This window comes from Saccharothrix luteola (genome assembly GCF_020859565.1).
Taxonomy (GTDB): domain Bacteria; phylum Actinomycetota; class Actinomycetes; order Mycobacteriales; family Pseudonocardiaceae; genus Actinosynnema; species Actinosynnema luteola.
In genome coordinates this window covers 201,029-210,273 of sequence record NZ_JAJHUO010000012.1, presented here as the reverse complement: position 1 = coordinate 210,273, position 9,245 = coordinate 201,029, and the positions used below count along the sequence as shown (strand labels likewise).

Annotated in this window: 10 protein-coding genes; 6 read left to right on the top strand and 4 right to left on the bottom strand. The window is 73.9% G+C overall.

Features of this window, described 5'->3' with window-relative positions:
- Positions 1 to 41: 41 nt before the first annotated feature.
- From LNK82_RS18710 to LNK82_RS18695, 4 genes are all read left to right on the top strand, one after another.
- A complete protein-coding gene (locus LNK82_RS18710; protein ID WP_230568288.1) occupies positions 42 to 626 on the top strand; it encodes a DUF6230 family protein in 585 nt (194 codons plus the stop codon).
- Positions 623 to 1,003 carry a DUF6114 domain-containing protein gene (locus tag LNK82_RS18705; RefSeq protein WP_230568287.1) on the top strand — a complete coding sequence of 127 codons (381 nt, stop codon included), beginning with the start codon at positions 623 to 625 and terminating at the stop codon, positions 1,001 to 1,003. The genes LNK82_RS18710 and LNK82_RS18705 overlap by 4 nt, the downstream gene beginning before the upstream one ends.
- Positions 1,000 to 1,641: an SDR family NAD(P)-dependent oxidoreductase gene (locus LNK82_RS18700; protein ID WP_230568286.1), complete on the top strand. Its 642-nt coding sequence runs from the start codon at positions 1,000 to 1,002 to the stop codon at positions 1,639 to 1,641. The genes LNK82_RS18705 and LNK82_RS18700 overlap by 4 nt, the downstream gene beginning before the upstream one ends.
- A 508-nt stretch (positions 1,642 to 2,149) precedes the next feature.
- The gene (locus LNK82_RS18695) at positions 2,150 to 3,223 is read left to right on the top strand and encodes a cellulose binding domain-containing protein (protein ID WP_230568285.1); all 1,074 of its coding nucleotides are present in this window, start codon (positions 2,150 to 2,152) and stop codon (positions 3,221 to 3,223) included.
- 60 nt (positions 3,224 to 3,283) lie between these two features.
- Here LNK82_RS18695 and LNK82_RS18690 read toward each other — a convergent pair whose 3' ends face one another.
- Positions 3,284 to 5,518 (bottom strand): WD40/YVTN/BNR-like repeat-containing protein, encoded by a 2,235-nt coding sequence (locus LNK82_RS18690; RefSeq protein ID WP_230568284.1) that lies wholly within the window; start codon positions 5,516 to 5,518, stop codon positions 3,284 to 3,286.
- Between the two features lie 111 nt (positions 5,519 to 5,629).
- On the bottom strand, positions 5,630 to 6,511 hold the full coding sequence (locus tag LNK82_RS18685; protein ID WP_230568283.1) for a S1 family peptidase: 882 nt from the start codon (positions 6,509 to 6,511) through the stop codon (positions 5,630 to 5,632).
- A 112-nt stretch (positions 6,512 to 6,623) separates the two neighbouring features.
- Here LNK82_RS18685 and LNK82_RS18680 point away from each other — a divergent pair, with 112 nt between their 5' ends.
- Positions 6,624 to 7,469: a DMT family transporter gene (locus LNK82_RS18680; RefSeq protein ID WP_230568282.1), complete on the top strand. Its 846-nt coding sequence runs from the start codon at positions 6,624 to 6,626 to the stop codon at positions 7,467 to 7,469.
- Positions 7,470 to 7,510: 41 nt separating this feature from the next.
- Here the strand turns inward: LNK82_RS18680 and LNK82_RS18675 are convergent, their stop codons facing one another.
- Entirely contained in the window at positions 7,511 to 7,900 is a 390-nt protein-coding gene (locus LNK82_RS18675; protein ID WP_230568281.1) for a hypothetical protein, read from the bottom strand.
- A 160-nt stretch (positions 7,901 to 8,060) separates the two neighbouring features.
- On the bottom strand, positions 8,061 to 8,222 hold the full coding sequence (locus LNK82_RS18670) for a hypothetical protein (RefSeq protein ID WP_230568280.1): 162 nt from the start codon (positions 8,220 to 8,222) through the stop codon (positions 8,061 to 8,063).
- A 49-nt stretch (positions 8,223 to 8,271) separates the two neighbouring features.
- On the opposite strand from LNK82_RS18670, the gene LNK82_RS18665 reads away from it, so the two are divergent.
- Positions 8,272 to 9,105 (top strand): NYN domain-containing protein, encoded by an 834-nt coding sequence (locus LNK82_RS18665; protein WP_230568279.1) that lies wholly within the window; start codon positions 8,272 to 8,274, stop codon positions 9,103 to 9,105.
- Positions 9,106 to 9,245: the final 140 nt, after the last annotated feature.

The following is a 9,245-nucleotide window of genomic DNA, read 5'->3' as shown; positions in this document are numbered from 1 at the left end:
CGGTGTCCCGGCCCCGACAGGCGCGAGCCGAGGGAGTGTCGATGGAGCTGCGTGATCGTCCGACAGGCCGCACGAGCCGGCCGCGGTTGGCCGCCGCGCTCGTGCCGACGGTGGTGGCAGGCGCGGTGGTCCTCGGTGGCATCGCCGAGGGCGTGATCGGGGTGTCGTTCACCAGCGGCAGCCCCTTCACCGTGACGGTGGACCGGGTGGAGTCCGACGGGTTGCGCATCGTGCCGGGCTCCGCGGCCGGTGATCCCGGCGTGCCCACCCTGCTGGCGCGGCTGCCCGCCGCCGAGCTGACCGGGCTGTGCCAGTCGGTGACGGCCGACCTGCCGGTGGTGGGTCGGGTGACGACGGTGCTGCGGGCGCCGCACGTGCGCACGACCGACCTGGTGCTGGAGGTGCGCGGCATCACCGGCGGCCTGGACGTGAGCCGACTCCTGCTCGGACCGCTGGCGGACGCGGGCGGCACGCCGGGGTACCAGGCGGGCAGGACCACGCTCACCGACCTGAAGATCAGCGCGGGCTCGGTCACCGCGGGCACGTTCACGGTCGCGGACCTCGACCTGAGCTACCACCGGGGCGACGGGGGCTGTTCGTCCACAACGGACGGACAGGGCCGGTGAACGGCGACTTCGCCCGCTTCCGGCGTTCCTGCCCGTTCTCCGCCGGGGTGCTGACCACCGCCGCCGGGCTGGAACTGGTCCTCGTGGTCGGCGCCGTGCCCAACGCGCTGCGCTTCGCCGGCGCCGCCGCACCGTGGAGCTGGCTGCTCGGCGGCGTGCTGGTCGTCGCGGGCGCGACCCTGCTGCTCGACCCGGCCCGCAGGCACTTCGCGGGCGTGGCGGCCCTCGTCGCCGGCCTGCTCAGCCTGGTCGGCGCCAACCTCGGCGGGTTCCTGGTCGGCTTCCTGCTCGCGGCCTCCGGCGGCGCGCTGGCGCTGGCCTGGGTGCCCGACCGCGGCACGGGCCCGGCCGAGTCACCGGCGGAAGGCACTGGATGAACGACGCCCGGCTCCGGCACGCCGTGTGCGACAAGACCGTCCTGCTCACCGGGACGTCCAGTGACGTCACCGACGCCGCGACGCGTCACCTGACCCGTGCGGGCGCGCGGGTCCTCGTCGCCACCCACCCCGCCCACCGGCTGATCGGCGAGGTCTCGGTCTACCGGGCCGATCCGGGCACGCCCGCCGCCATGCGCGTGCTGGCCGAACGGCTGCTCGACGAGCACGGCCGCCTCGACATCGTGATCCACACCGCGGGCACGCCGCCGCGGCAGCCGTCCTGCCGGGACTTCCAGGACACGATCAACACCCACTACGTCGGCCCGACGACGCTCATCCGCGGCCTGCTGCCCGCGCTGCGGGCCGGCGGCTCGGCCCACCTGATCAACGTCTGCCCCGCGCACCTCCGCCTGCCCCTCCCGGCCCGCTGGGGCGGCCACCGCGCGTCGAAGGCCGCGTTCGACACCTGGTTCCGCGGCCTGGCCCTGAAAGGCCGCGACCGCGGCCTCACCACCACGAGCGTCTACACCGGACTCGTCGGGGCCGATGCGGTCACGCTGATCTGCCACGCCATCACCTCGCGACCGCGGCAGATCGCGCCCTGGTGGCTCAAGTGGACCCGCACCATCGGCCATTGAGCTGAAAGTCCCGAAACGAGACGTCGATTTCGCGGCCCGGCCGCGAGCCGGCGGCTAGTCCGAACAGCTCAGCGCGCGTGGGTCCGCGACCGTGCCGCCGACGTTGCGCCGCAACGGTTCCGCGGCGCGGGCGGCCGGTCGATCGCGCAGTTCACCCAGCCGATCCGGGTGTTCGGCCGTGCGCCGGCCTGGTCGGGTGACGGGGCGCGGGCGCACCGGCAATCGGCCGCACGCGACGCACCGCGACCGGTCGTGGGCGCGTCTCGATTGCCTTGCCAAACAGAAATGTTCCGACGGACACTCCTGAACGTTTCAGAGCCGGACACCGATGTCGGGCGCCGGGCAGCCTTCGCGCTCTCCGCCCTTGCCTTGGCCGTGGAGGAAGCTGCCCGATGAAACTCAAGAACGCGATGCCGTGCGCCCTCGACGGACACCGATCGCGCTGTCGCGTGACGAACGCCGCCGACGTCACCACCCACCGAGTTCACCTTCTCCGGAGGTCCGGACCATGAAACGAAGGCACCTGCTCGCGAGCGCGGCCGCCGCCCTGACCCTGGTGGCCGCCGCGGTCGTCGCCGTCGGCACCGCGCAGGCGGACAGCGGCGTGAAGGTCATGCCGCTCGGCGACTCGATCACCGACGGCTTCAACGTCCCCGGTGGCTACCGCGTCGACCTGTGGCAGAAGCTCGTCGCCGGCGGTCGCACGGTCGACTTCGTCGGGTCGATGACCAACGGCCCGACCAGCCTCGGCGACCGCAACCACGAGGGCCACTCGGGCTGGACCATCGCCCAGATCGACAGCAACGTCACCAACTGGCTGCGCACGTACACGCCGCGCACCATCCTGCTGCACATCGGCACGAACGACATGAACGGCAGCAACCCGGGCGGCGCGCCCCAACGCCTCTCCGCCCTGGTCGACCGCATCACCACGCTGGCGCCGAACGCGGAGCTGTTCGTCGCGACGATCGTGCCGCTGTCGGGCCGCGACGCGAACGTCCGCGCGTTCAACGCCACGATCCCGTCGATGGTGCAGAGCAAGGTCAGCGCGGGCAAGAAGGTGCACCTGGTCGACATGTACCGCGCGCTGACCACCGCCGACCTCGCCGACGGCGTGCACCCCAACGCCGGCGGCTACTCGAAGATGGCCACTGCCTGGTACACCGCGCTGTTGTCCGTCCCGGGCAGCATCGACGACCCCACCACGACCACGACGACCACCAGCCAAACGACGACCACCACGAGCACCACCACCACGACCACGAGCCAGCCCGGTGGCGGGGCGTGCGCGGCGACCCACCGCGTGGTCAACTCGTGGGGCGGCGGCTACCAGGCCGAGGTGAAGGTGGCCAACACCTCCACCGCGTCGCTCAACGGGTGGACGGTCCGCCTGACCCTCCCGTCCGGGCACACCGTCAACAACCTCTGGGGCGGCGTGAACACCGGGACCAGCGGAGCCGTGTCGGTGCGGAACGCGCCGTACAACGGCTCCCTGGGCAGCGGCACGTCGACCACGTTCGGCTACGTGGCCAACGGCCCGAACGCGAACCCGCCGACCGAGATGACCTGCGTCAGCCCGTGATCCCGGTGCTCGGGCACCGCCGCGTCACGTCGACGCGGCGGTGCCCGGTCCGGCGGATGATCAGGGCACGGTGGTCTCGTAGATCCCCCGGCCGAACGTGGCCGCCACGAGCCGGTGGTTGCGGCCGTCGTACTCGATGTCGTCGACCGCGACCCTCGGCATCCCGTGGCCCAGCCGGAGCCAGTGCCCGGCCGCGAAGGCGCTGCCGACGAACACGCCCTGGTCCGTGGCCACGTACAGCTGTCCGGCGCGACCGAGCACGACGTCGTTCACCGGCGCCGACGGCAGGTTGCCCGAGATGTCGGTCCACCGCGCGCCCGCCGACCGGGTCATCAGCACGTGCGGCTGGTCGGAGCCGGACCGGTAGCCGGACAGCGTCACGTACGCCGTGGCGGGGTCACGCTCGGACACCGCGATCCGGGTCACCCACGGCCGGCCGTCGAGCACCTTCGCCCAGGTGGCCCCCAGGTCGCGGGTGACCCACACCCGGCCGTCGTCGGTGCCGACCCAGATCGTGCGCGGGTCGGACGGCGCGGCGGCGACCGTGGTGATGGTGCCGTACGGGTAGGTGTCCTGGCCCGGTCCGCCGGTCAGGTCCGGGCTGATCGGCGTCCAGGTCACCCCGTTGTCGACCGACCGGTTGAGCCGGTTGCCGCCGTAGTACAGGACTCGCGGGTCGGACGGGTCGAACTGCACCGGGGTGAACCAGTTGCGCCGGTCCGCGGTGGTGCCGGGGGTGAAGAACTCCATCGTCGTGCCGCCGTCGGTGGACCGGAAGCAGTTGCCGTACTGGTAGCAGGCGAAGACGTTGTCCTTGTCGCGCGGGTTGATGATGTTCTCCTCGCCGTCGCCGCCGAGGTACTCGTTGAACGCCGGCCCGCCCCACGACCGCAGCGAGCCGTTGTCCTGGGTGCCGCCGGACACGCGCGTGACGTCCTGCGGGCTGATCGCCACGCTGTAGAACTGGGTCCACGGCTCGTGCTCGGCCTTGACCCAGCCGCCGTCGCCGTCGGCGTCCGACCGGTACACGCCGCCGTCGTTGCCCAGGTAGGCCCGCGCCGGGTAGCGGGGATCCCAGACCATGGCGTGGTGGTCGACGTGGATCGAGGCGTCGTCGGCGGTCCAGGTCGCGCCGCCGTCCTTGGTGGTCATCAGCGGGACGCCGGCGACGTGCACGTGCCGGGCGTCGTCCGGGTCGACCCAGACCTTGCCGAACCACCAGCCGAAGCTCGACTGCGAGGACTTCAGCACGTCCGGTTCGGGCAGCCGCGTCCAGCTGTCACCGGCGTCGGCCGAGGTGTAGAAGCCCGCGAACGGGCCCGCGGTGCTGTTGACGATGGCGTACAGCCTGCCCGGTTCGGACGCCGAGACGCCGATGCCCATGCGGCCGACCTCGGGACCGGCCGGCGGCAGCCCGCCCTCGAGCCGCTGCCAGGTCAGGCCGCCGTCGGTGGAGCGGTGGACGCCCGAGCCCACGCCGCCGTAGGTCCGCTTCACCGGGGTGCGGCGGTGGTCCCACAGCACGGCGTACACGCGCTTCGGATCGGTCGGGTCGATCTGCACGTCGACCGCGCCGGTGAACTCGTTCGGCACGTCGAGCACGCGCCGCCAACTGCCGCCGCCGTTGGCGGACAAATACACCCCGCGGTCGCCGCCCGCGCTGTAGAGCGACCCGTTGGCGGCGACGAAAAGGCGGTTGGAGTCGGTCGGGTCGATCGCGATGCCGCCGACGCTGCCGGAGTCGCGCAGGCCGACGTTGCGCCACGACGTGCCGCCGTCGGTGGAGCGGTAGACGCCGGTGCCCTCGTAGGTCACGCTGCCGCCACCCGGGTTGGGCTCGCCGGTGCCGACGTACAGCGTGCCGTCACCGGCCGCCGCCACCGCGCCCATGGCCTGGGTGCCGTTGTCCGGCCACGCGGTGGCGAACGTGCGCCCGGCGTCGGTGGACCGCCACAGCCCACCGCTCGCGGCGGCGGCGTAGACGGTGTCGGGTCGGCGCGGGTCCAGCGCCAGGCTCACGATCCGGCCGCCGATGTTCGTCGGGCCGATCGAGCGCCACGGCGCGCCGGCGGCCGGGATCCGGTCGGCCTGGGCGGCGGCGAGTTCGTGCGCGTGCCGGGGGATGGTGTCGCCGCGGACGGCTTTCTGGAGGAACCGGTGCTCGGCGGGCGCCGACGGGCCGCGGACCGGGCGGTACTCGCCGGGCTGCCCGGTGCCGGGTGGGTCGGCGAGGGCTGGCACGGGCGCGAGCAGCATCAGCGCACCGGCGAGGACCAGCAGACGACGGACTCTCATGGAACCCCCAGACGTGGACGTCGGCATGGCGTCGCGGACGCTAGGGGATGCGGCGGCCGGCCGGACACCGACGATCGTGGGTCCTTCTTGACAGTTGGCCGGGCCTGGTGCTCACCCGGTGTAGAGGGTGAGGCCGTACGCCGACAGCGGCTCGGCGATCGGCTGGATCCACGTCGTCCCGCCGGTGGAGCAGGTGCCGGACCCGCCGGAGACCAGGCCGACCGCGCGGACCGCGGTGCCCGTACCGGGGTGGGTGACGGCAGGCGCGCCGGACGCGCCGGGCTCGGGGCACGCGTTGGCGCGGATGAGCTGGCCGACGCAGCCCTGCGGGTAGCAGACCGTCTGGTTGATCCCGATGACGCTGCCGCACCGCCACCCCGAGGCCGGGCTGGAGTAGCAGATCGACGAGCCGACGGGCGGGGTCGTGACACCGCTGATCGTGACGTCCGGGCCGCTGCTGTGCCGGTCGACCAGCGGCGTGGACACCGCGGCCGTCGACGTCACGCGGATCAACCCGTAGTCGTTGGCAGGGAACGACGAGCCGGCGCTCGGGCCGATGTAGCCGCCGACGCCGTGCCAGTCGCTGCCGGCAGCGACGCAGTGGCCGGCCGACAGGATGTAGCGGGTGGCGCCCGAGCGCGCGTTGAAGCCCAACGTGCACCGCGCGCCGCCGCTGTAGATCGCTTGCCCGCCGATCAGGTCCCACACCGGGCGGGGCGCTTCGGCGACGTGCTCGACGGTGACCGCGCCCGCGCCGAGCCCGCGTGCCCACTCGGCGACCCCGGTCGCGGCGCCGTGCACCGAGACCACCAGGGTGTTGGTCGCGGTGTCGACGTGCCACCCGGTGACGGTGCCCGGACGCGTGGCCGCGCCCCGGTCCAGCCGTTCCTGGGCGAGGGCGGGCCCGGCGGTGTCGCCGGAGACCGGCCCGGCCGTGGTGAACGCGAGACCGGCCGCCAGCACGGCCGCACCCGCTCGACGCGCGAAGGTCATGGTGCGCTCCCTCCAGGGTCGCGACGGTAGCGGCGGCGGGGCGCGCCGGATAGCGACCGTTGGTGGACTCCGCGTCACCGCGCGTGACCCCGGCGGCACCTACTCTGGTGAGGTGGGGATCGCGATCCTGTGCGCGCTGGCAGGTGCGGTGCTGAGCGCGGTCGGCGCCGCCCTCCAGCACGCGGGCGTCCGGGACGTCGGCGACCTCACCGTGCGGCGGTTCACCCGGCTGGCGGGCAACCGGCGGTGGCTGCTCGGGTTCGCGGTGCTGTTCGTCGCCGCGGTGCTGCAGATCGTGGCCTTGGCCATGGCGCCGGTGACGGTCGTCGCGCCGCTCGCCGTCATGTCGCTGCCGATCATCGCGGCGATCGGCGTCCGGCACGTGACGCGGGGGTTCGCGGTGGCCGTGATGGCGGCGACGGGCGGGGTGGCCACGTTCGTCGCGATCGCCGCGCGGACCGCCGTGACGACGGACGTGGAACCGGCGACGGTGCTGCGGGCCGGTCAGGTGGTCGCCGCCGTGGTGTGCGCGTTCGTCGTGGTCGGCGCGTTGCGGAGCGGGACGGCACGTGCCCTCGCGCTGGCCGCCGGCGCGGGCGCGGCGTACGGGCTGGTCGCCGTGCTGGTGCGGGACGTGACGACGTCGCTGCCGTCGCTGCCGTGGGTGTCGTTCACCGGGCTGGCGCTGGCTTTCCTGGTCGGCGCGGCGCTGATCCAGCTCGGGTACGCGAGCGGTCCGGCGGACCTCGTGGTGGCCGGCCAGACGGTGGTGAACCCGATCGTCGCGGCGTGGATCGGCATGGTGCTGCTGGACGAGACCCAGGGCGCAGGCCGCGGCACGGTGATCGCCTTGGTCACGAGCGCCGCCGTGTCGCTGACGGGCATCGCCGCCATCGCCCGCTTCCACCGCCGCCGCCTGGCGTCCTCGCCGGCCGACTGCGCGACCACGCCGCCGTGACCACGGGTCCCGGTGGACGGCCGTCCACCGGGATGGTGCGGTCAGCCCGTGAGGACCACGTCGTAGTGGTAGTCACCGCAGACGGTGTGCAGGCGCGGTGGGTAGCGCCACAGGGTGGTCGAGCAGGTGCGCCACTGGAGCGGGTGCTCGGTGGCGCCCAGCGGGGCGAGGGAGACGGTCTTCGGCTCGTCGCACGGCGCGGTGATCTTGCCGTACGTGGAGCCCCACTTGTAGTCGATGTGCCGCAACGGCGCGCAGTCGCCGACGGTGATCACGAACGAGTTCGGTCCGTGCTCGGGGGCCGTGTCGCCGGGGTGGTACCGGATCAGGGACACCTCGGCGGCGGTCGGGACGGCGGGCGTGGCGGCGGCGAAGGTGGTCGGGGTGAGGAGCAGGACGATCAGCAGGGCGAATAATCGGCTTGCGGACACCAAGGCCTCCTGGGCAGTCGGGGGTACCGCCCGTCCGAGTGCCCACAACGCCCGGCCGCCACACCTGCGGGGTTCGGTGAGGGCGGCTCGGTGCACCGAGGGGGTGACCTGGGTGAGCCCGAAGCGCTCCGGTCCCGCATCGCGCCTCGGCGGCGGTCGGTCAGTCCGGGTCCATCCCGCCGGCGCCGGCCGTGCCCTCGGGCGTCGCCTCGTCCGGGGTGGTGTTGGCGGACCCCGCCTGCTCGTCGGCGTAGGTCGGGCGCGAGTGCTCCTCGGCGAAGTCCGGTTCCGCGGCGGCGGGGTCGGGTTCCGGTGTGGTCACGGCCATGGTGTATCCCTTCGGGTGACGGCCCAAACCAGCAGGGGAGATCGTGCGCATCGGGGTGTTCTACGACGGGACGTGGTTCGCTTACCTGAGCGATTTCTACGCCACCGCGCATCCGCGTCGGGCGCGGATCTCGCTCGCCGGGCTGCACGACGCCGTGCGCTGGCACCTCCACACCCGGACCGGTGTCCCCCTCGACGACTGCGTGCTCCACGAGGCGCACTACGTGCGCGGCCGCATCGAGACACCGGCGGCGGCGTTCGACGCGGCCCTGGCCGCCGCCGGTGTCACGCGGCACGACCTCCCGCTGCACGGCGGCAAGGAGAAGGGCGTCGACGTCCACTTCGCGCTCGAGGCGTGGGAGCTCGCGACCACCGCGCCGTTGGACTGGGTCGTGCTGATCACCGGTGACGCCGACTTCACGCCGCTGGCCACCCGGCTGACCGGGCGCGGCATCGGGGTGGTGGTGCCGGTCGTGGACGACCGGTCGGCCCCTGAGCCGCAACCCGCCTGGACCCCGCGCACGGCGGCGCCGCTGCGGGCCGCGGCGACCTCGACGCCCGCGTTCGACGACCTCTTCGCGCCCGCCGACCGCCTCGGCTACCCGTTGAGCCGCCCGTTCGTGCGGTCCACCGAGGTCGTCGCCTCGCCCGCCGGCACGCCGCGCGGTCGCCGTCGCGGCACCGTGACCGGGTGGAAGCCGGGGCAGCCGCACGGGTTCATCACCGACAGCCGCGGCAGCTCGTGGTACGCCTCCCGCGACGACCTGCCCACCGGCCTCGCCATGCTGCCCACCGGCACACCGGTGTCGTTCACCGGGTCGCCGGTGCCGTCGCCGGGCCGGAAGTACCCGCGCGCGGAGTCGATCCGGTTCGAGTGACCACCGGGGTGCGCGGACGCCGGCGTGGTCTTGATGCCGGTAACCGGCGGCGGGGGGGGGGGGGGGGGGGGGGGGGGGGGGGGGGGCGGGCGGGGGGGGGGGGGGGGGCCCGGCCCCCCCCCCCCCCCCCCAACCGCTGC